Raw genomic sequence first — 23247 nt, 5'->3', positions numbered from 1 at the left:
GTATCCTTTCATACATAAACTTTTTTTTATGGTGGATACTTGTAAAATAATTATTTATTGTGAATGAAAGGGCAGACATTTATTTGTTCCATTCTCGAGCAACCGCTCAGTCTAAACGTGGGTCAAAAGTTCGGCAGGATTAATGAGAAGAAATTTTTGTTAAGCCATTTCATCCAAACAAAGGCTGAAGCCTATAATGGCTTCGACAAACCATCTTTTTTAATAAAATATGGGTAATGGGGAAATTTAGAAAGCGAAGGAGAGATTTATGATGACAGTTACACGTGGTCTAGAAGGGGTAGTGGCAACAACTTCCTCTATCAGCTCAATTATCGATGATACACTGACATATGTCGGCTATAACATCGATGACTTAGCGGTAAACGCAAGCTTTGAAGAAGTAATTTATCTGTTATGGCATCTTCAATTGCCAAACGCTGAGCAGTTAGCAGAGTTAAAAAAACAGCTTGCTGAAAATGCAGCCCTTCCAAAGGAAATAATTGAGCATTTCAATATGTATCCGATTCAAAAGGTACATCCAATGGCAGCTCTTCGTTCAGCAGTTTCTTTATTGGGTCTTTATGATGAAGAGGCTGATGTAATGGATCCTGAAGCAAATTATCGTAAAGCAATCAGATTACAGGCGAAAATGCCTGCCATTGTTGCTACATTTGCTCGTGTAAGAAAGGGTCTTGAACCGATAGCGCCTAGAAATGATTTAAGCTTTGCAGCTAACTTCCTTTATATGTTAACTGGAAAAGAACCGGAGCCAATCGCTGTTGAAGCAATGAATAAGGCACTTGTTCTTCATGCCGATCATGAATTGAATGCTTCTACATTTACTGCTCGTGTTTGCGTAGCGACATTATCTGATGTATATTCCGGTATTACTGCTGCAATCGGAGCTTTAAAAGGACCGCTTCATGGCGGAGCAAACGAAGCTGTTATGAAAATGCTGACGGAAATTGGTACACTTGAAAATGTGGAACCATATATCCGTGGCAAACTTGAAAAGAAAGAAAAAATCATGGGCTTTGGACATAGAGTATACCGTCAAGGTGATCCACGCGCCAAACATTTAAAAGATATGTCTAAGAAATTAACTGAGCTGACTGGTGAACCTCACTGGTATGAAATGTCTGTTAACATTGAGAAAATTGTTACAGGTGAAAAGAAATTACCGCCTAATGTTGATTTCTATTCCGCATCTGTATATCACAGCTTAGGAATTGATCATGACTTAATGACACCAATCTTTGCTGTTAGCCGTGTTTCAGGATGGCTTGCTCATATCCTTGAGCAATATGAAAACAACCGCTTAATTCGTCCACGTGCGGAATACACCGGTCCTGGCATGCAAAATTACGTTCCGATTGAACAAAGAGGATAATATTTTACTTTTATACGAAAAATTGATTCAATAGATATGGATGTCTTGGGTTAGGGGCGAGCGGCCTCTAACCTTTGGCTCAGTCTACACACTTTATTTCAAAGCTTTTTACATAAGCAGGAGGGAGACATAACATGCAAGGAGAGAAAATCACAGTAACCAATGGAGTTTTAAACGTTCCAAACAATCCAGTTATCCCATTTATTGAGGGTGACGGTATTGGACCGGATATTTGGGCTGCTTCCGAGAGAGTTTTAAATGCAGCGGTTGAAAAAGCATATAAAGGTGAACGTAAAATAGTCTGGAAGGAAGTTCTAGCAGGTGAGAAAGCCTTTAATCAAACCGGTGAATGGCTTCCTAAAGAAACTCTTGATATAATCAATGAATATTTAATTGCCATTAAAGGTCCATTAACAACTCCTGTTGGCGGCGGTATTCGTTCATTAAATGTGGCATTACGTCAAGAATTAGATTTGTTCGTTTGCTTGCGTCCAGTAAGATGGTTTGAAGGTGTTCCTTCTCCGGTTAAGCGTCCACAAGATACAGATATGGTAATCTTCCGTGAAAATACTGAAGATATTTATGCTGGAATCGAGTATGAAAAAGGTACTGAGGCAGCTAAGAAGGTTATCGATTTCCTTCAAAACGAAATGGGTGTTAATAAAATCAGATTCCCTGAAACGTCAGGTATCGGTATTAAACCTGTTTCCCAAGAAGGTACAACTCGTCTTGTACGTGCAGCCATTAACTATGCGATTAAAGAAGGCCGCAAATCAGTTACACTCGTGCATAAAGGTAATATCATGAAATTTACTGAAGGCGCGTTTAAAAACTGGGGTTATGAGCTTGCAGAAAAGGAATTTGGCGATAAGGTATTTACATGGGCTCAATATGACCGTATTAAGGCTGAGCAGGGAACAGACGCTGCCAACAAGGCACAGGCTGATGCAGATGCCGCAGGAAAAATTATCGTAAAAGACGCGATCGCTGACATCTTCTTACAACAAATCCTTACTCGCCCACGTGAGTTTGATGTTGTAGCTACAATGAACCTAAATGGAGACTTCATTTCCGATGCACTTGCAGCACAAGTAGGCGGAATCGGAATTGCTCCGGGTGCTAATATCAACTATGAAACTGGGCATGCCATTTTTGAAGCTACACATGGTACTGCACCTAAATATGCAGGTCTTGATAAAGTAAACCCTTCATCTGTTATTTTATCAGGTGTATTATTGCTTGAGCACTTAGGCTGGAATGAAGCAGCGAATTTAGTTATTAAATCAGTAGAAAAGACAATTGCATCTAAAGTTGTAACTTATGACTTCGCTCGTTTAATGGACGGTGCAACAGAAGTAAAAACTTCTGAGTTTGGTGATGAGTTAATCAAAAATATGGAGTAAAATCTCCGTATATTTGAAGAATAAGGGCTGTATTCCAACAGCCCTTATTCTATATATCTTATGCTTACAAAAGGGGATGGTTATTATGTCATTAAAACGCAAAAAGGTTTCTGTCATTGGCGGAGGATTTACTGGAGCAACTACTGCATTTTTACTTGCTCAAAAAGAACTTGGAGATGTGGTTTTAGTTGATATCCCGCAAATGGAAAACCCGACTAAAGGAAAAGCTTTAGATATGCTTGAAGCAAGCCCGGTTCTAGGTTTTGATGCAAATATTACTGGTACCTCTAACTATGAAGATACAAAAGACTCCGATATTGTTGTTATTACTGCAGGTATTGCCCGTAAACCCGGCATGAGCCGTGATGATTTAGTGCAAACCAACCAAAAAGTAATGAAAGCTGTAACGCAGGAAATTACAAAACACTCTCCAAACTGTACAATCATTGTCTTAACTAACCCTGTTGATGCCATGACCTACACCGTGTTTAAAGAGTCAGGATTCCCTAAAAATCGGGTAATCGGCCAATCAGGTGTTCTTGATACAGCCCGCTTCCGTACATTTATTTCACAAGAATTAAATCTCTCTGTTAAAGATATTACCGGCTTTGTTCTTGGAGGACATGGCGATGATATGGTACCGCTTGTACGCTATTCCTATGCCGGCGGAATTCCATTGGAAACGTTAATACCAAAAGACCGTTTAGAGGCAATTGTTGAGCGCACTAGAAAAGGCGGCGGGGAAATTGTAAACCTGCTTGGAAATGGTAGTGCCTACTATGCACCGGCAGCTTCATTAGTTGAAATGTGTGAAGCAATCTTAAAAGACCAGCGCCGCGTATTACCAACGATTGCTTATCTTGAGGGTGAATATGGCTATGAAGGTATTTACCTTGGGGTCCCGACAATCCTTGGGGCAAAAGGAATTGAGAAAGTAATCGAACTTGAGCTTACTGCAGATGAAAAGGCTGCTTTAGACAAATCTGTTGAATCTGTTCGAAATGTAATGAAAGTGTTAGTATAAAGTACAAATGATTCGGGTAAGGGGTCTTTATGGTTCTTTCCCGAATTTCTTTTTCGATAAAATGAAATCGTTTTCAAAGGGAGTGTTTTGTTTGCTATTAGGAAAAAAGCGAAAGCTTGGGAGAAAAATTGAAGAAATCTCTGTTGGGGAAAAACTGTCTATAACAGAAAGAATTGAAGATAAAGATCTTCTTCTTTATTTAGGTTTGACTGATGATGCTAACCCTCTTTATATTCAACATGACTATGCTTCACAAACTCCTTTTGAAAAACCAATTGTCCCTAGCATCATGCTAACAGGGATGGTTACCTCAGCTATTTCAAAATACTTTCCCGGACCAGGAAGTCATGTGTTAGGGCAAGAAATTGAATTTCCTAACCCTGTTTATCATTATGGGAAAGTAGAACTGCTATTTGAAATAATAGAAGTAAATCTCCCTGAACATTATATCGTGCTACGTATTATTGGCAGAAATGACAAAGATGAAACAGTAGTAATTGGAAAGGTAAAGGTTTGTCCGCCGCATCGTCTGCGGGAAATCCATTCCGCGGCATTAGAAAATTTTTAATATAAACATAGAGTAGGAATGTACCATGAGCAGGAGGGTGAGGCCCCCGCCGGCTGAAGTGCATTCCTTTTGTTTTTTTAGAGCAGGGTATGATAAGTATTCTTTTCAAATTTATATTATAATGAAAATAAGTAAATTTTAAGTAATGAATAGCGGGGGATACGGATGAAAACAAAGGTTCTTGTAGTCGATGATGAGCAGTCAATTGTTACGCTGCTTCAGTATAATTTGGAGAAGGCAGGTTTCGAAGTTATAACAGCAATGGATGGTGCTGAGGGAAAACGTCTGGCTGAATTGGAATCACCAGATATTATCGTTTTGGATTTAATGCTGCCTAAATTAGATGGTATGGAGGTATGTAAGCAGCTTAGACAGGAACGAATAATGACCCCGATTTTAATGCTGACGGCAAAAGATGATGAGTTTGATAAAATATTAGGTCTTGAGCTTGGGGCGGATGATTATATGGTGAAACCATTTAGTCCTCGGGAAGTGATTGCACGTGTCAAGGCAATTTTAAGGAGGACGCAGGTGACAGTAGAAGCTTCGAGTGAAACCGCTGCAGACGAATTATTGATTGAGATTGGAAGTTTGAAAATCTTTCCGGAAAAATATGAAGCTTATTTTAAAGAGGACCTGCTGGAACTGACCTTAAAGGAATTTGAATTACTGTTGTATTTAGCCCAAAACAAGGGACGTGTATTAACCAGGGATCAATTGCTAAGTGCTGTTTGGAATTATGACTTTGCTGGTGATACTAGAATTGTTGATGTACATATTTCTCATTTAAGAGAAAAAATCGAAAAGGATACGAGGAGACCTGATTATATAAAAACGGTCCGCGGACTGGGCTATAAACTTGAGGAGCCGAAAGGAGAATGACCAAATTTCGAACAAAGCTTCTAATTGCCCTCATAACGCTAATTATTTCCGTTTTGATTGGCTTAGGAATTTTGCTTGGTCAGTTATTTAAAAGCTATTACTTACAATCTTTTAATGAACGATTAAAGGTGGAAAAGAATCTTCTTAGTTTTTATATCGAGGAAAATGGCGGGGTATCCGCTTTTAAAAAACAAGATGTGTCTAAAATCAGCGGTATGTTAAATGTCAGGGCAACTATTACTGATCCACAGGGGAAAATTTTGTACGACAGCGGTGAATTGGAGGATTCCCCATCAAACGGCTTAAAGCAAATCATTCAAGATGTAATTAAGAAAAAGATCGAACAAGAGGATCGCTTTGAAGAAGGCGATGGTTACGACCTTCACTATTATTGGAAGGCACTGATGAAAAACGGACAAAAGGAAGGGTATATATTCCTAAGTACAAAAACCAATGAGCTTAATCAGGCATACGGGCAAATATGGTGGATCCTGTCAATTAGTTTAGGAATTGCCCTTATCGTGATCCTTTACCTTGGGATCCGGATTACCTCCCGCTATACAAAACCAATTGAAGAGGCAGCAAATGTTGCAATTGAATTGGCGAAAGGAAATTATCGAGCAAGAACGTCAACAGGTAAATTAGATGAAACGGGAATGCTTGGTACCTCCATTAATCGGCTGGCTATGAATCTGCAGGAACTGGTTAAGGCGCAGGAAATGCAGCAGGACCGTTTGACCGCTTTAATTGAAAATATCGGTGCGGGATTAATTCTGATCGACAGCCGCGGCTATATTAATTTAATCAATAAGGGCTATATTGACATATTTCATGTCAATCCTAAAGATTATTTAAGTGAATTGTATTATGAAGTGATGGACCAAAAGGAAGTCTGTCAAATAGTTGCCGAGGTGTTCAGGACAGAGCAAAAGGTTCGAAAGCAATTATTAATACCGTTAAATATTGAAAGAAAGTATTTTGATGTTTATGGTGTGCCAATCATCGGTATTAATAATGTTTGGAAGGGTGTAGTCCTGGTTTTCCATGATATAACGGAATTAAAAAAGCTGGAACAGATGCGAAAGGATTTTGTTGCAAATGTTTCTCATGAATTAAAAACACCGGTTACATCGATTAAAGGATTTGCTGAGACCCTTATGGATGGGGCCATGAATAATCAACAAACGTTAGAAGCCTTTCTTTCGATTATTTTAAAAGAAAGTGAACGTCTGCAAACCCTCATTCAAGATTTATTGGAGCTTTCAAAAATTGAACAGCAAGGTTTTAAGTTAAATCTGCAGCAAGTTGACATTAATAAGTTACTGGATGAAGTAAACGATCTTCTTACAGGGAGAGCGCAGGCTAAGCATATTAAGCTGGAATATAATCGGCTGTCTAAATCGGTGTTCATCAATGGAGATCTTGATCGTTTAAAACAGGTATTTATTAATTTAGTCAGCAATTCCATCAATTACACACCTGAGGATGGCCATGTAGAGGTTGTTTTGCAAGACAATGATGAATATATCCGAATACATGTCATCGATTCCGGGGTAGGAATAGAAAAGGAAGAAATACCGCGGATATTTGAACGTTTTTACCGGGTAGACCGTGCAAGGAGCCGAAATTCTGGCGGAACAGGTCTCGGGCTTGCCATCGTTAAGCACTTAGTCGAGGCGCATCACGGAAATATAATCGTAAGGAGCGATATTGGAAAAGGCAGCGAATTTATTATTGAACTAAAAAAATAACAAGAGATTTAAGAAGGTGAAATCAATGGAAAAGAAAAAGCTAGTCCTGATAGATGGAAACAGCATTGCCTATCGGGCCTTTTTTGCACTTCCACTTCTGAATAATGATAAAGGAATCCATACAAATGCTGTTTATGGTTTTACAATGATGTTAATGAAAATTTTAGAAGAGGAAAACCCCACACATATATTGGTAGCGTTTGATGCTGGAAAAACAACATTCCGCCATAAAACCTTTGAGGAATATAAGGGCGGCAGACAAAAAACGCCGCCGGAGCTATCAGAACAATTTCCATTTATTCGTGAGCTGCTTGATGCCTATGGAATTTCAAGGTATGAACTTGAAAATTATGAAGCAGATGATATCATTGGAACTCTTTCCTTAATGGCAGAAGCGGATGGTTATGAAGTTAAGGTTATTTCCGGGGACAAAGACTTAACACAGCTTTCTTCAGAAACTACTACTGTGGGGATCACTCGAAAAGGGATTACTGATATTGAGGAATATACACCAGAGCATATTAAGGAAAAGTATGGACTTACCCCAGAGCAAATTATTGATATGAAGGGGTTAATGGGTGATTCCTCTGATAACATCCCTGGTGTACCTGGTGTAGGTGAAAAGACTGCGATCAAGCTGCTAAAGGAATTTTCAACGCTTGATAATTTGGTTCAATCGCTTGATCAAGTAAGTGGTAACAAATTGAAAGAAAAGCTTACGGAATTTAAGGATCAGGCCATTATGAGCAAGCAGCTGGCAACAATTGAAAGGAAAGCTCCTATTGAAGTGGAATTGACGGATATTGGATATGAAGGCCTTAATAGAGAAAAGGTAATAAATCTTTTTAAAGAGCTTGGTTTTTCCTCATTATTGGACAAGCTGGGTGAGGATGCGGCTGAGGCAGAGCCGAATCAGCTTGAAGAAATTGAATTTATCATACCCGATGAGATTACGGATGATTTATTTGCGGATGATAACTATTTTTATGTTGAGATGCTCGATGACAATTATCATCATGCTGAAATTATTGGCTTTTCCTTGGTCAATGAGAAGGGCGCTTTCTACCTGCCAACTGAACTTGCCCTAAAGTCAGCCTCGTTTAAAAAGTGGGCAGAGGATGATGCAAGGAAAAAAACAGTTTATGATGCAAAGCGGTCAGAGGTTTCTTTAAGAAGATATGACATTCATTTAAAAGGAACTAATTTTGATATTTTGATTGCGTCTTATATCATTAATCCTTCAGAGGCGCAGGAAGACCTGGCGGCAATTGCAAAGAAATACGATATTTCAAATATCCAATCCGATGAATCCTTTTACGGAAAAGGAGCGAAACAGAAGGTACCGGAAGCGGGAATGCTTGCCGAAAATCTTGTGCGAAAAGCAGCCGCAATGTCCAAACTGAAAGAAAAGCTTGAGGATGAATTAAATAGTAATGAACAATATGAATTATTTATGGACCTTGAGATGCCATTATCGCTGATTTTGGCGGATATGGAATCATTCGGGATTAAAGTGGAGCGAAGTCGTCTTGAGTCCATGGGGCGGGAATTGGGTTTAAGGCTGACCGAAATTGAAGAAAAGATTTGTGAGTTAGCTGGCGAAAAATTTAATATCAACTCACCCAAACAGTTAGGTGTCATTTTATTTGAAAAATTAAACCTGCCTTCCTTGAAGAAAACAAAAACAGGCTATTCAACATCTGCTGATGTATTAGAGAAATTGGCGCCTCATCATGAAATTGTTGAACATATACTTTTATATCGACAATTAGGCAAGCTGCAGTCAACATATATTGAAGGGCTTTTGAAGGTTATCGATCCGAAAACGGAAAAGGTTCATACAAGATTCCAGCAAACATTAACGGCGACAGGTAGATTAAGCTCGATTGATCCGAATCTGCAGAATATCCCTATTCGCCTAGAAGAAGGACGGAAAATTCGGCAGGCCTTTGTTCCATCAGAAAAAGGCTGGGTTATTTTTGCCGCTGACTATTCACAAATAGAATTGCGCGTTCTTGCCCATATTGCCGGGGACGAAAAGCTGATTCAAGCATTTAAGGATGACATGGATATTCATACGAAAACAGCGATGGAGGTATTCCACGTCGATAAGGAAGAAGTAACCTCTAACATGAGACGTCAGGCAAAGGCGGTTAACTTCGGAATTGTTTATGGTATAAGTGATTATGGCCTTTCGCAAAACTTGGGAATTACCCGAAAAGAAGCTGGTCATTTTATTGAACGCTATCTTAACAGCTACCCAGGCGTACAAGAATATATGGATACTATCATTCAGTCTGCAAAGGAAAAGGGCTATGTCACGACATTGCTGCAAAGAAGAAGGTATATCCCGGAAATTACAAGCCGAAATTTCAACTTAAGAAGCTTTGCTGAACGGACGGCGATGAATACACCGATCCAAGGCAGTGCCGCTGATATTATAAAAAAGGCAATGATTGATATGGACGAAGCCTTAAAAGAGAAGAGGTTAAAATCACGCTTACTTTTGCAGGTGCACGATGAATTAATTTTTGAAGCACCTGAAGAGGAAATTGAGATTCTAAAAGAGTTAGTTCCACTAGTCATGGAAAATGCTGTTGAACTAGATGTGCCGTTAAAGGTGGATTATGCTTACGGTCCAACCTGGTTCGATGCTAAGTAAGGGAGATATTCGTAATGCCTGAACTTCCAGAGGTTGAAACTGTTCGTAAAACGCTAAAAAAACTAGTTGTCAATAAGACAATTGAAAATATTACTGTTTTTTGGCCGAAAATCATCAAGTATCCGTTAGAGGTGGAGCAATTTATCGATGCCTTAAAAGGGGAGACGATTGTTGATGTCGGCAGAAGAGGGAAATTTTTAATTATTTATACCAATCAATTTGCCCTTGTGTCTCATTTAAGGATGGAAGGGAAATATGGACTTTATCCCAAGGAAGATCCATTTGACAAACATACACATGTCATTTTTCATTTTACAGATGGGACGGAACTAAGATACCGCGATGTACGTAAGTTTGGTACTATGCATTTATTTAATAAAGGTGAGGAATTCGAGAAGCTGCCTCTGGCCGATTTGGGACCGGAACCTTTTTCTGAAGCCTTTTCGCCCGCCTACTTACAAGCGAATTTAACAAAGACCAATCGAAAAGTAAAACCGGCCCTGCTAGATCAAAAACTGCTTGTCGGATTAGGTAATATTTATGTCGATGAAGCCCTTTTTCGTGCGGGAATTCATCCGGAAAGACTGGCAAGTTCGCTGAAGAAGAAAGAAATTGCCCTGCTTCATCAAGAGATTGTTGCTACATTGTCCGAAGCTGTTGCTAAGGGCGGCAGTACTATCCGCTCATATGTGAACTCCCAAGGGGAAATCGGCATGTTTCAGCTTGAATTATTCGTTTATGGACGAAAAGGTGAAGAGTGTAAAAAATGCGGCGGTCCCTTAGTGAAAACAACTGTAGGCGGCAGAGGCACCCATTATTGTCCAAAATGTCAAAAGCTTAAGAAGTAAAGGGGGACTTTAAGAAGAAGAGAATAATGAAACACACCGGATAGGCTCCTGCCATATACTATCGTAGTGATTTTGCAGGAAGGAGTCCTAGACAACATGAGTCAATTATTCTCACTTCTGATTTTAGCCTTTGCTCTAAGTCTTGACAGCTTTAGCGTCGGCTTAACCTATGGCTTAAGAAAAATGGTTATGCCGCTTAAGTCTGTTCTAATTATTGCAACCTGCTCGGCTCTTTCTATGTTAATTGCCATCTCAATCGGACATGGGCTTGAAAGAGTATTATCACCAAGGTTAACAGCAAGCCTTGGAGGCTTAATTTTAATAGCTTTAGGGGCGGGGGTTTTGTATCAATTTTTCCGCCCTGACAAGGAAAAGGAAGTTCTAAAGCAAGAAAAAACAATTGTAAATTTCGAAATACGTTCCCTTGGATTGGCCATTAACATTTTGAAAAAACCGATGTCTGCCGATTTCGACCAATCTGGAACGATTACAGGGATTGAGGCCCTGATGTTAGGGTTAGCATTATCGCTGGATTCCTTTGGTGCGGGGATAGGGGCTGCAATGCTGGGGTTTTCACCGATCTATTTGGCTGCAGCGGTTGCAGTGATGAGCTCACTGTTTGTGCTGATGGGTATTAAAAGCGGCCGTTATCTACATCGGTTTGAATGGGTTCAGCGGTTTACCTTCCTGCCGGGGATTTTATTAATCATTATTGGTATTTGGAAAATCTGATGGGTTAGAAAGGAAATTAGTATGACATTAATTGTCGGTTTAACAGGCGGGATTGCCAGTGGAAAAAGTACAGTATCTAATATGCTAAAGGAAATGAAGATAACCGTCATCGACGCAGACGTGGAAGCACGCCTTGCAGTTCAAAATGGTGAGCCGGCATATATAAAAATCGTGGCTGAGTTTGGCAGGGAGATTTTACTTCCTAATGGAGAAATTGATAGGCCTAAGCTAGGTTCCATTATTTTCCACCAAGAAGAGAAAAGACAGCTTCTAAACCAAATTGTTCATCCTGAAGTTAGAAGGCAAATGAATGAAAAGATCGACCAGGCGAAAAACGCCAATGAAGAAGTCATTGTGCTTGATATACCGTTATTGTTTGAAAGCAAATTAACCTTCATGGTCGAAAAAACCATCCTTGTATATGTGGACGAAGAAACACAGCTTAAGCGGCTAATGGAGCGAAACAACTTATCACCAGCAGACGCAAAAGCAAGAATCGATTCACAAATGCCTTTATCTGAAAAAGTAAGCTTAGCCGATGCAATAATCGATAACAATGGCACAATTGAAGAAACGAAAAACCAGCTCATGAAGACCCTTGCAGAATGGGGAATTCAATAGAAATAGCATAAAACAGTTTCGTTAAACGGTGTCAGGCACCATGTGAAATTCACATGGTGCCTGACACCGTTTTTTGAATAAAAAAACATTTTAAAAATACACTTTTTATTCATCACAATTAAATATAAATGTGTTATACTAATACCAACAGAACAAGATAAAAAGTATAACATTAATGCGGAAGGGGCCGTACAATGAAAGCGAGAATTGCAATTAATGGTTTTGGGAGAATTGGAAGGATGGTTTTTAGACAAGCAATCCTTGAAGATAAACTTGAGGTTGTAGCAATTAATGCGAGCTATCCGGCAGAAACATTAGCTCATTTAATTAAATATGATTCCAATCATGGAATTTTCCAAGGAGAAGTACTTCCTTTAGATGATGAAATCCTAGTTAACGGCAAGCGTGTTAAACTATTAAGCGACCGTAATCCTGAACAACTTCCATGGAGAGAGCTTGGAATTGACATTGTCATTGAAGCAACCGGGAAATTTAATTCACGGGAAAAAGCAGCACTGCATTTAGAAGCTGGGGCTAAAAAGGTTATTTTAACAGCACCAGGTAAAAATGAAGATGTAACAATCGTAATGGGTGTAAACGAAGAGGCGCTTAATATCGAAGAGCATGATGTTATTTCTAACGCATCTTGTACAACCAATTGCCTTGCGCCTGTGGCCAAAGTGTTAGATGAGAAGTTTGGAATCGAAAGCGGTTTAATGACCACTGTTCATGCTTATACCAATGATCAAAAGAACATAGATAATCCACATAAAGATTTACGAAGAGCCCGTGCATGCGGACAATCAATCATTCCGACTACCACTGGTGCGGCAAAAGCATTATCACTTGTGCTGCCGCAATTAAAAGGAAAATTACATGGAATGGCGCTTCGTGTTCCTACACCAAATGTGTCGCTTGTTGATTTAGTGGTAGATCTGAAAACAGACGTGACTGTTGATGATGTTAACAATGCCTTTATCGAGGCTGCTGATGGTCAATTAAAAGGAATTTTAGATTTCACTTTGGAACCTTTAGTATCGATTGATTTCAATACAAATGAAGCTTCCGCAACGATCGATGGCTTATCAACAATGGTTATGGGAACTAGAAAAGTAAAAGTCCTTGCTTGGTATGATAATGAATGGGGCTACTCTACACGTGTTGTTGACTTAAGTCTATTCGTTGCTGCAGAAATGGCGAAAATGTCCCAAGTAAAAGTGGCTAATTAAATAATAATTTTAAACAGAAATCAGTTAAGAGGTGTATTTGTGTACACCTCTTTTTATATTTTTCCGCTAATGCTTTATAATACATAGTAATACATATTATTTGGAGGAGGGGGCCCATGGCGTTACTGCTTGGTTTATTCACTCGTTTTAAAAAAGAAATTGAGACTTCCGATCATCAAGCCGATGATGTGTTAAAAACCCATTACTATAAAGCAACCTTTAATCAGGTGTTTGATTCGGTTGAAAAAATGTTCCGCGATGATGCGGATTGCCGAATCTCAACCGTTTCTAAAGAGCGCGGCGAACTGGCTATTGAAGTCAGCAAACCATTTTCCTGTTTCCTTGTGGCGACAGTTGTTTCCGTTAGACCTATGGAAACAGCCGTTGACTTTGCGATTTCATCTGAAAAGTTTTCGCTGCTAGGGATTTATCCTGATTTGAGAAAACGAATCAACTCATACTTTAACAAGCTTAACCAATTACATACGAATATCGGGACAAAAAGAAATTAATAGATACTTCTACTTGTCCAAACGTTCACTTTTTTATAAGATAGGAGTAAGAAAACTATCGGATTTTGTCAGGGAATTTTGTAGTTAAGAGTTGGAGTTGATTATACAATGAAATGCCCTTCATGTCAGCACTATGGTACTCGTGTACTAGATTCTCGACCGGTTGATGAAGGACGAGCCACAAGAAGGAGACGGGAATGCGAAGAATGCGGCTACAGATTTACAACTTTTGAAAAAATCGAAGAAATTCCCTTAATTGTCGTTAAAAAAGAAGGAACTAGGGAAGAATTCAGCCGCGATAAAATATTAAGGGGCTTGATCAAGGCTTGTGAGAAGCGGCCGGTAGCCCTAAAGGAATTAGAAGACATTACACATGGTGTTGAGAAGGAGCTCCGCAGTCAGGGGATTTCAGAAATAAAGAGTGAGGCAATCGGGGAAATGGTCATGGACAGACTAGCCCATGTCGATGAGGTGGCATATGTCCGCTTTGCCTCCGTGTACCGCCAATTTAAAGATATTAATGTGTTTATTGAGGAATTAAAAGAATTAATAAAAAAAGAAAAATCATAAGGAGCAAAAGGGGGCTTTGGCTCCTTTTTTATTCCAAAAGGAAAGGTGAAAAAGTATGGCGCAGCATTGGCAGGAAATTCTTCCGATTGATCGTTATATTGTATCGGCAAACGGGCTGCTCCATGAATATGACCGCAAAGTGCTGACGTTCTTGTACCAGCCCTTAATTGGTTCAACCTGCTACAGCTTATATATGACGCTATGGTCAGAGCTTGAGGAAAACCGCTTATGGGCCGAATCATCGACACACCACTTATTAATGAATCTATTGGGGATGAATTTAAAGCAAATATACGAGGCAAGGATGAAACTTGAAGGTATTGGACTGTTAAAAACTTATGTCAACACAGAGGACGGGGAGCGCTCCTTTATTTATGAGCTGTACCCGCCGCTTTCACCGGAACAGTTTTTTTTAGATGGGATGTTAAATATATATCTATATCGAAAAATAGGAAAAAATCATTTTGCACGCTTAAAGCGTTTTTTTACGGATCAACAGATTCCTAAGGGAAACGGATTCGTTGACATCACGAAGGCGTTTCAGGATGTGTTTGCCTCAGAAACTCCGGAAAGGATGCAGTATCTTCAAGATGCTTCAAGTGATTTAGACATCGAGGAAAATGAACGATTTATTGGACGTCATGAACAGAGAGAAATTCAAATTGATACGAATTCTTTTGATTTTCAATTATTAATGGCTGGTCTGAATGAATCTCTAGTCCCTAAAAAAGCTTTAACGCCAAAGGTGAAAGAGGTAATCAGCAATCTGGCGTTTCTTTATAGTATTGACCCGATCCAAATGAAAAACATCGTTTTAAGCGCTGTAAATGAATCAAGCGAGATTGATGTTGAGGAACTGCGAAAAGGGGCGCGGGACTGGTATCAATTTGTCAACTATGACCAGCTGCCGAGTCTAGTTGAACGGAGTCAGCCAGCTGCACACCGGGTCCAGGCTGCAGAACCAAAAACGAAGGAAGAGAAATTTATCCGCTATTTGGAAATAACCTCCCCATTACAGTTTTTGAAAGACATTTCCGGAGGGGCAGAACCTTCTAAATCGGATATCCAGATTATAGAAGATGTAATGTTTAAACAAAAACTCCTGCCAGGCGTGATTAATGTATTGCTGCATTTTGTCATGCTCCGGAATGAGATGAAACTGACAAAGGGATATGTTGAAAAGATCGCCAGCCACTGGGCGAGGCTTCAAATAAAAACGGTTAAAGAAGCAATGGACCTTGCCAAGAAGGAGTACCGCACTTATCTAAGTTGGGCGGAAAACAAAAAGACAGGCAATAAAGGGACAAAGCAAAAACCAATACGTACGGAACTGCTGCCGGAATGGTTTGATGAAGCACCGTCCAAACAACAGGGAAACCCGAAAAAGGCAAATAATAACGACTTAGAGGCGAAAAAACGGGAAATTGAAGAAATGCTGAAGGCATTTGATGACTAGGTGGTGAATTGTCATGGAAAAAATAAATCAAACACTGAAACGGTTAGCCTCAAATGAAAATTTTCAAAAGCGGTATGAACAAATGCGGCGGGAAATCCTCGAAAATCCCGATATCAAAGCTTTTATCAGGGAAAACCAAGGTCATATCAATGCGGAAATGGTTGAGAAAAGCCTGAATAAGCTTTATGAATATATCAATCAAAGCAAAGAATGCAGCAAATGTGAAAGTCTTGACGGCTGTATCAATATGATGAAGGGATACCATCCGGAATTAGTGCTAACAAGAAATTCCATTGATATCCGTTATGACCGCTGTCCAAGGAAAGTTATGGATGATGAAAAGAAAAAGAATGAAAAGCTGATTAAAAGCTTACATGTTCCAAAGGATATTCTGTCCGCAACGTTTGAGGATTTTGAACAGGATGCTGATAGAATCGATGCGGTTAAAAAAGCTGCTGCCTTTTTAATGAATTATGAGCTGGGAAAACCAATCAAAGGCCTATATTTCTACGGAAAGTTTGGGGTCGGAAAATCGTATTTATTAGGAGCTATTGCGAATAAATTAGCCAAGAAACAAATCTCATCGATGATTGTCTACGTTCCTGAATTATTTAGAGAAATGAAAAGCTCCATTGCCGATTCGACTTTAAGTGAAAAAATCGAGGCGCTCAAGAAAGAACCGATATTAATGCTTGATGATATTGGAGCGGAGTCGGTTTCGAGCTGGACGAGAGACGAAGTATTGGGTCCAATCTTGCAGTTTCGGATGCTGGAAAGCCTGCCTACCTTTTTTACCTCCAATTTTGACCTGCAGGGATTGGAGCATCATTTGGCTCATAGTCAGCGCGGTGAAGAGGAAAAAATGAAAGCTCGAAGATTAATGGAAAGAATCCGTGCGATCAGCGAACCAGTCCTTGTAGAGGGGCCGAACCGCCGAAGTTAAATAAAATAATTATTTTTATCAGGATTGCCAGAGTTTTCAGGCAGTCCTTTTTCTAATGTATTGTCCAGCTCCAGCGCCCAGCAACTAGTATGCTTCGCTCTTTTCCCTACGATAAGTCAACATCGATTCGCTTCGCTCATCGTGTTTCCTTTATCTCAGTAGAAGTGCTCCAGAAGGAAGGCTACGACAGCATGAGCATCGCACGAAGAAAAAGCGTTAGCTTTTTCGAGGAGCCCATACGTTGCTAAACGGGCGCTTACGCTTTTCTAGTCTATTTTGGTCAAGTCCCCCATATATATTTAAAACAGAGATTTTGGTAAAAGGGGGGATTTGGTTGGTTGAAATCATCTTCCAAAATAGGGTGGATGCAATTCGGTTTTTTAACTATTTGCAGAAGTGGTTAAACAATGATCCGGACTATGAAAATATTCTTCTGATTGAAGATCGACATATAGTAAAGCTTTTTAATTCTTCTTTCACCAATGATAAACAAGAGGCGGTTAAAAATGCCTTTTATGAGTTCGTTACGAATATCAAACGGGATGATTGGCTAAGGGACATTTTGAGAAATCATTATTACTTTGAGGACATTGAGGAGCAGCAGCAAATCCTTGAGATTCTTTATTCTATAATGGACGGCCAGCGTGAAGACTTATCCGTTTTCTTAAAAGAAACCAATTTAGATCCGGTCGTTCGGGAGGCGATTGATCATGTTTTCCGTGATAATGTCTCATTTTCATTTGATTCGTTTTTGAAATTCCGGCTGCGCTCTTATTTGCAGCTGCTTGAAAACTATGTCGAGATATCAATTGATGAATACAAATTGGAGCAGGAGTATCAAATGTTTGTTCATATGCTCCGTGAGTTTTTGGCGGATCGTGAACCGAAAAGAAGAGTGCTGCATTTGCTGTTAGATGATGATATCACGTTCTATGATGAACAATTTGTAGAAATTAAACGAGGGGAATTAGCGAAAATGATTGACCGAAAGCTTTTGGTGAATCATCCAGTTTATATTGATTCTGCCTCGATTGCCCCGCTGTTGTCTCTGGCTCCGACGAAAATCTTTCTTTACACCAAAAATGCCGAGGCACCATTGGTTAGAACAATCAAAAATATTTTTGAGGAGAGAGTGATGATCAAGTCTTATCAGGCACTGCGGGAGTTAAGAAATTCAAATACGGACAATACTTCCAATGAGAAACAAGCCTAAAAGTAAAAAAGGATTAAAAAAATGTGCGTATGAAGTTGATTTTTTAATATTTAATCATTATAATAACGTACATAGTTATTTATCGTAGTAAAAAGTAATGATAAGGACAACAGTATTTGTTTACGGTTTTTAGAGAGGGAGGCCGCGGCTGAAAGTCTCCTAACACGAAAGAATACTTACCGCCTTTAAACTTCAGCAGTGAACGTTCTTTTTTCAAAGATACAAGTAATTGTTGACGGTCTCAAGCCGTTACCTGACCAAAGTCAATTTCATTCGCAGCCATGCTTGCTGAAGTTGAAAAATTTGGGTGGAACCACGTGTTAATAATAACTCGTCCCTATTCACAGGGACGGGTTTTTTTATTTTTCTGAGCGTTTTTAACGCCGAATTAAAAAGGAGGAATTAAAATGTCAGACGTTGTGAAAATTTCGTTTCCCGATGGAGCAATAAAGGAGTTTCCTAAAGGAACAACAACCGAAGATATTGCTGCATCCATCAGCCCAGGACTGAAGAAAAAGGCAATTGCCGGCAAATGGAATGGAAAAATGTATGATCTTCGCCGTCCAATCCTAGAAAACGGGGCAATAGAAATTGTGACCCAAGATTCGCCGGAAGGATTAGAAGTACTTCGCCATAGTACTGCCCATTTAATGGCGCAGGCGGTGAAAAGACTTTATCCCAATACAAAGTTTGGTGTTGGTCCTGTAATTGAAGGTGGATTCTATTATGATATGGATTTAGAAGAGTCCTTAACTCCAGAAGACCTGCCAAAAATCGAAAAGGAAATGGCAAAAATCGTGGGTGAAAACCTTGAAGTTGTCCGTAAAGAAGTAAGCCGGGCGGAAGCTGTCCAGCTTTTTAAAGAGATCGGCGACGAGTACAAGCTGGAACTCATTGAAGCTATTCCTGAAGATGAAACGGTAACAATCTACGAGCAGGGAGAATTCTTTGACCTTTGCCGCGGTGTACACGTGCCATCAACAGGGAAAATTAAAGTATTTAAATTATTAAGCATTGCCGGTGCTTATTGGCGCGGTGACAGTAATAATAAAATGCTGCAGCGCGTATACGGTACAGCCTTTTTCAAAAAAGAAGAATTAGAGGAGCACCTTCGTTTGCTTGAAGAGGCAAAGGAGCGTGACCACCGCAAGCTTGGAAAAGAACTTGACCTTTTTACGACTTCCCAAAAAGTCGGCCAGGGGCTGCCGCTGTGGCTTCCTAAAGGTGCAACAATCCGCCGTATTGTTGAGCGTTATATTGTTGATAAAGAAATCAGCTTAGGCTATGACCATGTGTATACACCAATCATGGCCAATGTGGAGCTTTATAAGACTTCTGGTCACTGGGATCATTACCATGAAGATATGTTCCCGGTTATGGATATGGACAATGAACAATTGGTGCTTCGCCCTATGAACTGTCCGCATCATATGATGGTGTTTAAAAATGCGATTCACAGCTATCGTGAGCTCCCAATTCGTATTGCTGAGCTTGGCACAATGCACCGTTATGAAATGTCCGGTGCCTTATCCGGATTACAGCGTGTTCGCGGAATGACTCTAAACGATGCCCATATCTTTGTCCGTCCAGATCAAATTAAGGAAGAATTCCAACGGGTTGTTCAATTGATTCTTGAGGTTTATAAGGATTTTGATATTAAGGATTATTCCTTCCGTTTATCCTATCGCGATCCACAAGATACAGAGAAATACTTTAATGATGATGCAATGTGGGAAAAAGCCCAAAGCATGCTGAAGGAAGCAATGGACGATCTTGGTCTTGACTATTTTGAGGCTGAAGGAGAAGCAGCTTTCTATGGTCCGAAGCTAGATGTTCAAGTAAGAACTGCCTTAGGCAAAGACGAGACACTTTCCACTGTTCAGCTTGATTTCTTGCTGCCTGAACGTTTCGATTTGACTTATGTCGGTGAAGACGGCAAACAGCATCGCCCGGTAGTAATCCACCGCGGAGTTGTTTCCACAATGGAACGCTTTGTCGCATACCTGATTGAGGAATATAAAGGGGCATTCCCAACATGGCTTGCACCGGTACAAGTTCAAGTGATTCCGGTATCCCTGGATGCTCATTATGATTATGCAAGAAAAATTCAAGAGCAGCTAAAAGCAGCAGGCTTCCGTGTTGAGTTGGATGGCCGTAATGAAAAAATCGGCTACAAGATCCGCGAAGCACAAATGCAAAAAATCCCATATATGCTCGTCGTGGGTGATAAAGAAGCGGCTGAAAACGCCGTCAACGTCCGAAAATACGGCGAACAAAACTCAGAAACAATGGCTTTTGCCGACTTCACAGCAGCACTTAAAGCGGAAGTTAATAGAGGTTAATTATGAAAGGGGGCTTCAGGCTCCCTTTTTGTTTTAAAAAAATGGTTGAATAATTTTTTGTTTCTTGTTAAAATAAATTTCGTTGTCGTAATTAAGTTCATTTGACATTCCGTCTTTCAATATGATATAGTAGCTAAGGTATAAAAATTGAATACAAATTTTGGGGAAAAGAAGAAGCACCCGCTTCTCACCTGATTGACGCTATATAAAGCAGTTGCCAGGTTTAACATGGACTTTTAGTTTTTAACTATGTTCGTAAGTGTGGGTGCATTCATCCGCACTTTTTTATTTGCCATTCTTCTTACTAGATTGCAAAAACATAATCAACCTGTTCAAACAATATAGTGTCAGTAGTCAGGTTGGAAGTGTAGGCCTGTCAGATATCTTGACCCAAGCTGTATTCGTGATTAAACCTTGGAGGTGGCTAACTATTAGCAAAGACATGTTGGTAAATGAGGGTATTCGCGCTCGTGAAGTCCGCCTGATTGATCAAAACGGCGAACAATTAGGAATCAAGTCGAAAAACGAAGCGCTGGAGATTGCCGGAAGAGTGAATCTTGATTTAGTGCTTGTGGCAGCAAATGCAAAGCCTCCGGTAGCCCGGATTATGGACTACGGCAAATTTAAATTCGAGCAGCAAAAGAAAGAAAAAGAAGCTCGAAAAAATCAAAAAATCATTACCACTAAAGAAGTACGTTTAAGTCCAACAATTGATGAGCATGACTTTAATACAAAGCTTCGTAATGCCATTAAGTTCTTGGAAAAAGGCGATAAGGTAAAAGCTTCTATCCGTTTTAAGGGTCGTGCGATTACCCATAAAGAAATCGGTCAGAAGGTATTAGATCGGTTTGCCCAAGAGTGCAAGGAAGTAGCTGCAATTGAGTCACATCCTAAAATGGAAGGCCGCAGCATGTTCCTCGTTTTAGCACCGAAAATCGAAAAGTAATAAGGAGGATATCCCAATGCCAAAAATGAAAACACACCGCGGCGCTGCAAAGCGTTTCAAAAAAACTGGATCTGGTAAATTAAAGCGTGACCACGCTTATACTAGCCACTTATTCGCAAACAAATCTACAAAAGCAAAACGTAAATTACGTAAATCATCTATGGTTTCATCTGGCGATTTCAAACGCATTCGTTCTTTATTAACTAACATGAAGTAATTCGAAAGTCTCGATTTATTTAGGAGGGAAAATCAATGCCACGTGTAAAAGGCGGTACAGTTACTCGCAGACGTCGTAAAAAAGTTCTTAAATTAGCTAAAGGTTATTTCGGTTCAAAACATACATTATACAAAGTTGCTAACCAACAGGTTATGAAATCATACAACTACGCTTATCGTGATCGTCGTCAGAAAAAGCGTGATTTCCGCAAACTTTGGATCACTCGTATCAATGCAGCTGCTCGTATGAACGGTCTATCTTACAGCCGTTTAATGCATGGTTTAAAGCTTGCTGGTATCGAAGTAAACCGCAAGATGCTTTCTGAATTAGCAGTAAGCGATGCTAATGCATTCAACCAATTAGCAGATGCTGCAAAAGCACAATTAAACAAATAATTTTTTATAAAGGCCATTCTCAATGATGAGGATGGCTTTTTCTATAAGGGAGAGGGGGGCCAGGGAATGAATGGACAAACTTTATTATCAGCGGCTCTTATAATCATGAATATTGCTGGTTTTTGGATCATGGGCGCTGACAAAAGGCGGGCGAAAATGCATCAATACCGAATAAGGGAAAGGACATTATGGCTTGTTGCGCTATTTGGAGGCGCTGTTGGGTCTACGGCAGGGATGCAATTTTTCCGGCATAAAACAAAGCATATTGGCTTTAAAATGGGTTTTCCGATTCTTGCCCTTATTGAAATAGTTCTTTTTTTAAAAATAATAGGAGTGTTTTAACCATGGCTTATAACTTAAAAGTTAAATTAATAAATGAGGATGCTAAATTACCATTTCAGGCTAATCCAGGAGATGCAGGATTAGATTTGTTTGCTGCTGAAGAAAAGCTGATTAAACCAGGAGAAGCGGAATTGATTAGTACAGGGATTATTATAGAGCTTCCTGAAGGCACTGAAGCGCAGGTAAGGCCAAGAAGCGGCTTAGCATTGAAACACTCAGTAACTGTATTAAATAGTCCTGGTACGATCGACGAAGGTTACAGAGGGGAAATAAAAGTCATATTAATCAATCATGGAAAAAAAGACTTTAAAATAGAAAAACAAATGAGAATCGCCCAAATGGTGATAGCCCCGGTTGCAAGAGTACATATTGCTCAAGTTGAAGAGTTATCTGATTCTAAGAGAGGCGCAGGAGGCTTTGGATCCTCCGGTGTTAAATAATATGAAAATTATTGTCACTAAATTGCCTAATTTTGATAAATATTTGTAACAGATGTAAAAGCTTCCTTATGTATAATAAAAGTAGTAATCACAAAAGTTTATAAGGGAGTTGGCAGTTATGTTAACTGTTTATTCGAGAATAGTAGTACCTTATGATGGTTCAGCATTAAGTCAAAAAGCCTTGGAAATGGCTATAAAGCTTACAGAACAGGATAAAAGAATTGAATTGGATGTGCTTACCGTAGTCAACAAAGAAATTACAGGAAAGCCTGTCTATAACCTTGAACTCGAGCAGGAAACCCAACGTAAAGCCGCAGCGGAATTACAAACCACGATAAAGGAAAAATTAGCATCGCTTCCAAATAGAACGCGAACTATTGTATTAGATGGAAATCCACCGCAAATGATTTTGGAATTTGTAAAGCAAAATGGTTCAGACCTTATTATCATGGGGAGCAGGGGGTTAAGCGTACTAAAGGAATTGCATTTGGGAAGTGTCAGCCATCACGTAGTGCAAAAGGCTACATGCCCAGTATTAATTGTAAAATAACCGCCTTTAATAAAAAAATGTGGAGGTTAAACATACAAAAATAGGACGAGGATAATATGTCCATTAAGTAAGGCATATATCCTCTTTTTCTTGCACGAAATACTTCTTCTATTATAATTTTCACTCTGAAAGAATTTCTACACAAGTAGAGAGTCCCCCATATAATAATCATCCCCGTCAATTTCCCTCCAGGACAAAGACATATTTTTAA

At 39.6% G+C, this 23247-nt stretch carries 23 protein-coding genes and 2 other annotated features; all 23 genes read left to right on the top strand.

Going from position 1 to position 23247, the window contains the following annotated elements; genetic code table 11:
• The first annotated feature begins 271 nt into the window (after window positions 1–271).
• The 23 genes from citZ (at window position 272) to A6749_RS05365 (ending at window position 23036) form a co-directional block, all read left to right on the top strand.
• Window positions 272–1390, top strand: coding sequence for a citrate synthase (gene citZ, locus A6749_RS05475; protein ID WP_066386046.1), 1119 nt, complete (start codon window positions 272–274; stop codon window positions 1388–1390).
• 134 nt (window positions 1391–1524) lie between these two features.
• A complete protein-coding gene (gene icd, locus A6749_RS05470; protein ID WP_066386045.1) occupies window positions 1525–2793 on the top strand; it encodes an NADP-dependent isocitrate dehydrogenase in 1269 nt (422 codons plus the stop codon).
• Window positions 2794–2878: 85 nt separating this feature from the next.
• Window positions 2879–3817 carry a malate dehydrogenase gene (mdh, locus tag A6749_RS05465; protein ID WP_066386044.1) on the top strand — a complete coding sequence of 313 codons (939 nt, stop codon included), beginning with the start codon at window positions 2879–2881 and terminating at the stop codon, window positions 3815–3817.
• A 91-nt stretch (window positions 3818–3908) separates the two neighbouring features.
• Window positions 3909–4385: a MaoC/PaaZ C-terminal domain-containing protein gene (locus tag A6749_RS05460; RefSeq protein ID WP_066386043.1), complete on the top strand. Its 477-nt coding sequence runs from the start codon at window positions 3909–3911 to the stop codon at window positions 4383–4385.
• Between the two features lie 165 nt (window positions 4386–4550).
• Complete coding sequence (locus A6749_RS05455) at window positions 4551–5267, top strand: response regulator transcription factor (RefSeq protein ID WP_066386042.1); 717 nt, start codon at window positions 4551–4553, stop codon at window positions 5265–5267.
• Window positions 5264–7018, top strand: coding sequence for a two-component system histidine kinase PnpS (pnpS, locus tag A6749_RS05450; protein WP_066386041.1), 1755 nt, complete (start codon window positions 5264–5266; stop codon window positions 7016–7018). The genes A6749_RS05455 and pnpS overlap by 4 nt, the downstream gene beginning before the upstream one ends.
• A 25-nt stretch (window positions 7019–7043) precedes the next feature.
• Entirely contained in the window at window positions 7044–9680 is a 2637-nt protein-coding gene (polA, locus tag A6749_RS05445) for a DNA polymerase I (protein WP_066386040.1), read from the top strand.
• Window positions 9681–9694: 14 nt separating this feature from the next.
• Window positions 9695–10528: a DNA-formamidopyrimidine glycosylase gene (gene mutM / locus A6749_RS05440; protein WP_066386039.1), complete on the top strand. Its 834-nt coding sequence runs from the start codon at window positions 9695–9697 to the stop codon at window positions 10526–10528.
• Between the two features lie 96 nt (window positions 10529–10624).
• The gene (gene ytaF, locus A6749_RS05435) at window positions 10625–11260 is read left to right on the top strand and encodes a sporulation membrane protein YtaF (RefSeq protein WP_066386038.1); all 636 of its coding nucleotides are present in this window, start codon (window positions 10625–10627) and stop codon (window positions 11258–11260) included.
• Window positions 11261–11281: 21 nt separating this feature from the next.
• Window positions 11282–11881, top strand: a complete 600-nt coding sequence (gene coaE / locus A6749_RS05430) for a dephospho-CoA kinase (protein WP_066386037.1) — start codon at window positions 11282–11284, stop codon at window positions 11879–11881.
• Window positions 11882–12075: 194 nt separating this feature from the next.
• The gene (locus A6749_RS05425; RefSeq protein WP_066386036.1) at window positions 12076–13110 is read left to right on the top strand and encodes a glyceraldehyde-3-phosphate dehydrogenase; all 1035 of its coding nucleotides are present in this window, start codon (window positions 12076–12078) and stop codon (window positions 13108–13110) included.
• 116 nt (window positions 13111–13226) lie between these two features.
• Window positions 13227–13622, top strand: a complete 396-nt coding sequence (locus A6749_RS05420) for a hypothetical protein (RefSeq protein WP_066386035.1) — start codon at window positions 13227–13229, stop codon at window positions 13620–13622.
• Window positions 13623–13730: 108 nt separating this feature from the next.
• Window positions 13731–14192 (top strand): transcriptional regulator NrdR, encoded by a 462-nt coding sequence (gene nrdR / locus A6749_RS05415; RefSeq protein WP_066386034.1) that lies wholly within the window; start codon window positions 13731–13733, stop codon window positions 14190–14192.
• A gap of 55 nt (window positions 14193–14247) precedes the next feature.
• Window positions 14248–15648 (top strand): replication initiation and membrane attachment family protein, encoded by a 1401-nt coding sequence (locus tag A6749_RS05410; RefSeq protein ID WP_066386033.1) that lies wholly within the window; start codon window positions 14248–14250, stop codon window positions 15646–15648.
• Between the two features lie 13 nt (window positions 15649–15661).
• Complete coding sequence (dnaI, locus tag A6749_RS05405; protein ID WP_066386032.1) at window positions 15662–16591, top strand: primosomal protein DnaI; 930 nt, start codon at window positions 15662–15664, stop codon at window positions 16589–16591.
• Between the two features lie 334 nt (window positions 16592–16925).
• Window positions 16926–17804, top strand: a complete 879-nt coding sequence (ytxC, locus tag A6749_RS05400; RefSeq protein ID WP_066386031.1) for a putative sporulation protein YtxC — start codon at window positions 16926–16928, stop codon at window positions 17802–17804.
• An 88-nt stretch (window positions 17805–17892) separates the two neighbouring features.
• Window positions 17893–18146 (top strand) — a binding site (T-box leader).
• 65 nt (window positions 18147–18211) lie between these two features.
• On the top strand, window positions 18212–20146 hold the full coding sequence (thrS, locus tag A6749_RS05395) for a threonine--tRNA ligase (protein ID WP_066386030.1): 1935 nt from the start codon (window positions 18212–18214) through the stop codon (window positions 20144–20146).
• 162 nt (window positions 20147–20308) lie between these two features.
• Window positions 20309–20439, top strand: a sequence feature (ribosomal protein L20 leader region).
• Window positions 20440–20588: 149 nt separating this feature from the next.
• Window positions 20589–21092: a translation initiation factor IF-3 gene (gene infC, locus A6749_RS05390; protein WP_066386029.1), complete on the top strand. Its 504-nt coding sequence runs from the start codon at window positions 20589–20591 to the stop codon at window positions 21090–21092.
• A gap of 16 nt (window positions 21093–21108) precedes the next feature.
• Entirely contained in the window at window positions 21109–21309 is a 201-nt protein-coding gene (rpmI, locus tag A6749_RS05385) for a 50S ribosomal protein L35 (protein WP_066386028.1), read from the top strand.
• 35 nt (window positions 21310–21344) lie between these two features.
• Entirely contained in the window at window positions 21345–21704 is a 360-nt protein-coding gene (gene rplT, locus A6749_RS05380; protein ID WP_066386027.1) for a 50S ribosomal protein L20, read from the top strand.
• Between the two features lie 66 nt (window positions 21705–21770).
• The gene (locus A6749_RS05375) at window positions 21771–22046 is read left to right on the top strand and encodes a DUF1294 domain-containing protein (protein WP_066386026.1); all 276 of its coding nucleotides are present in this window, start codon (window positions 21771–21773) and stop codon (window positions 22044–22046) included.
• A 2-nt stretch (window positions 22047–22048) separates the two neighbouring features.
• Window positions 22049–22486: a dUTP diphosphatase gene (gene dut / locus A6749_RS05370; protein ID WP_066386025.1), complete on the top strand. Its 438-nt coding sequence runs from the start codon at window positions 22049–22051 to the stop codon at window positions 22484–22486.
• A gap of 118 nt (window positions 22487–22604) precedes the next feature.
• On the top strand, window positions 22605–23036 hold the full coding sequence (locus A6749_RS05365; RefSeq protein WP_066386024.1) for a universal stress protein: 432 nt from the start codon (window positions 22605–22607) through the stop codon (window positions 23034–23036).
• Window positions 23037–23247 lie beyond the last annotated feature (211 nt).

The organism is Neobacillus mesonae, assembly GCF_001636315.1.
GTDB classification, from domain to species: Bacteria; Bacillota; Bacilli; order Bacillales; family Cytobacillaceae; genus Neobacillus; species Neobacillus mesonae.
The sequence above is the reverse complement of the archived record's forward strand: the minus strand, read 5'-3'. Positions and strand labels throughout refer to the sequence as shown.

Bases quoted from the DNA above. Each gene is read 5' to 3' on its own strand.
- citZ (WP_066386046.1), top strand. From the start codon at position 272: ATGACAGTTACACGTGGTCTAGAAGGGGTAGTGGCAACAACTTCCTCT.
- icd (WP_066386045.1), top strand. From the start codon at position 1,525: ATGCAAGGAGAGAAAATCACAGTAACCAATGGAGTTTTAAACGTTCCA.
- mdh (WP_066386044.1), top strand. From the start codon at position 2,879: ATGTCATTAAAACGCAAAAAGGTTTCTGTCATTGGCGGAGGATTTACT.
- A6749_RS05455 (WP_066386042.1), top strand. From the start codon at position 4,551: ATGAAAACAAAGGTTCTTGTAGTCGATGATGAGCAGTCAATTGTTACG.
- pnpS (WP_066386041.1), top strand. From the start codon at position 5,264: ATGACCAAATTTCGAACAAAGCTTCTAATTGCCCTCATAACGCTAATT.
- polA (WP_066386040.1), top strand. From the start codon at position 7,044: ATGGAAAAGAAAAAGCTAGTCCTGATAGATGGAAACAGCATTGCCTAT.
- mutM (WP_066386039.1), top strand. From the start codon at position 9,695: ATGCCTGAACTTCCAGAGGTTGAAACTGTTCGTAAAACGCTAAAAAAA.
- ytaF (WP_066386038.1), top strand. From the start codon at position 10,625: ATGAGTCAATTATTCTCACTTCTGATTTTAGCCTTTGCTCTAAGTCTT.
- coaE (WP_066386037.1), top strand. From the start codon at position 11,282: ATGACATTAATTGTCGGTTTAACAGGCGGGATTGCCAGTGGAAAAAGT.
- A6749_RS05425 (WP_066386036.1), top strand. From the start codon at position 12,076: ATGAAAGCGAGAATTGCAATTAATGGTTTTGGGAGAATTGGAAGGATG.
- A6749_RS05420 (WP_066386035.1), top strand. From the start codon at position 13,227: ATGGCGTTACTGCTTGGTTTATTCACTCGTTTTAAAAAAGAAATTGAG.
- nrdR (WP_066386034.1), top strand. From the start codon at position 13,731: ATGAAATGCCCTTCATGTCAGCACTATGGTACTCGTGTACTAGATTCT.
- A6749_RS05410 (WP_066386033.1), top strand. From the start codon at position 14,248: ATGGCGCAGCATTGGCAGGAAATTCTTCCGATTGATCGTTATATTGTA.
- dnaI (WP_066386032.1), top strand. From the start codon at position 15,662: ATGGAAAAAATAAATCAAACACTGAAACGGTTAGCCTCAAATGAAAAT.
- thrS (WP_066386030.1), top strand. From the start codon at position 18,212: ATGTCAGACGTTGTGAAAATTTCGTTTCCCGATGGAGCAATAAAGGAG.
- infC (WP_066386029.1), top strand. From the start codon at position 20,589: ATGTTGGTAAATGAGGGTATTCGCGCTCGTGAAGTCCGCCTGATTGAT.
- rpmI (WP_066386028.1), top strand. From the start codon at position 21,109: ATGCCAAAAATGAAAACACACCGCGGCGCTGCAAAGCGTTTCAAAAAA.
- rplT (WP_066386027.1), top strand. From the start codon at position 21,345: ATGCCACGTGTAAAAGGCGGTACAGTTACTCGCAGACGTCGTAAAAAA.
- A6749_RS05375 (WP_066386026.1), top strand. From the start codon at position 21,771: ATGAATGGACAAACTTTATTATCAGCGGCTCTTATAATCATGAATATT.
- dut (WP_066386025.1), top strand. From the start codon at position 22,049: ATGGCTTATAACTTAAAAGTTAAATTAATAAATGAGGATGCTAAATTA.
- A6749_RS05365 (WP_066386024.1), top strand. From the start codon at position 22,605: ATGTTAACTGTTTATTCGAGAATAGTAGTACCTTATGATGGTTCAGCA.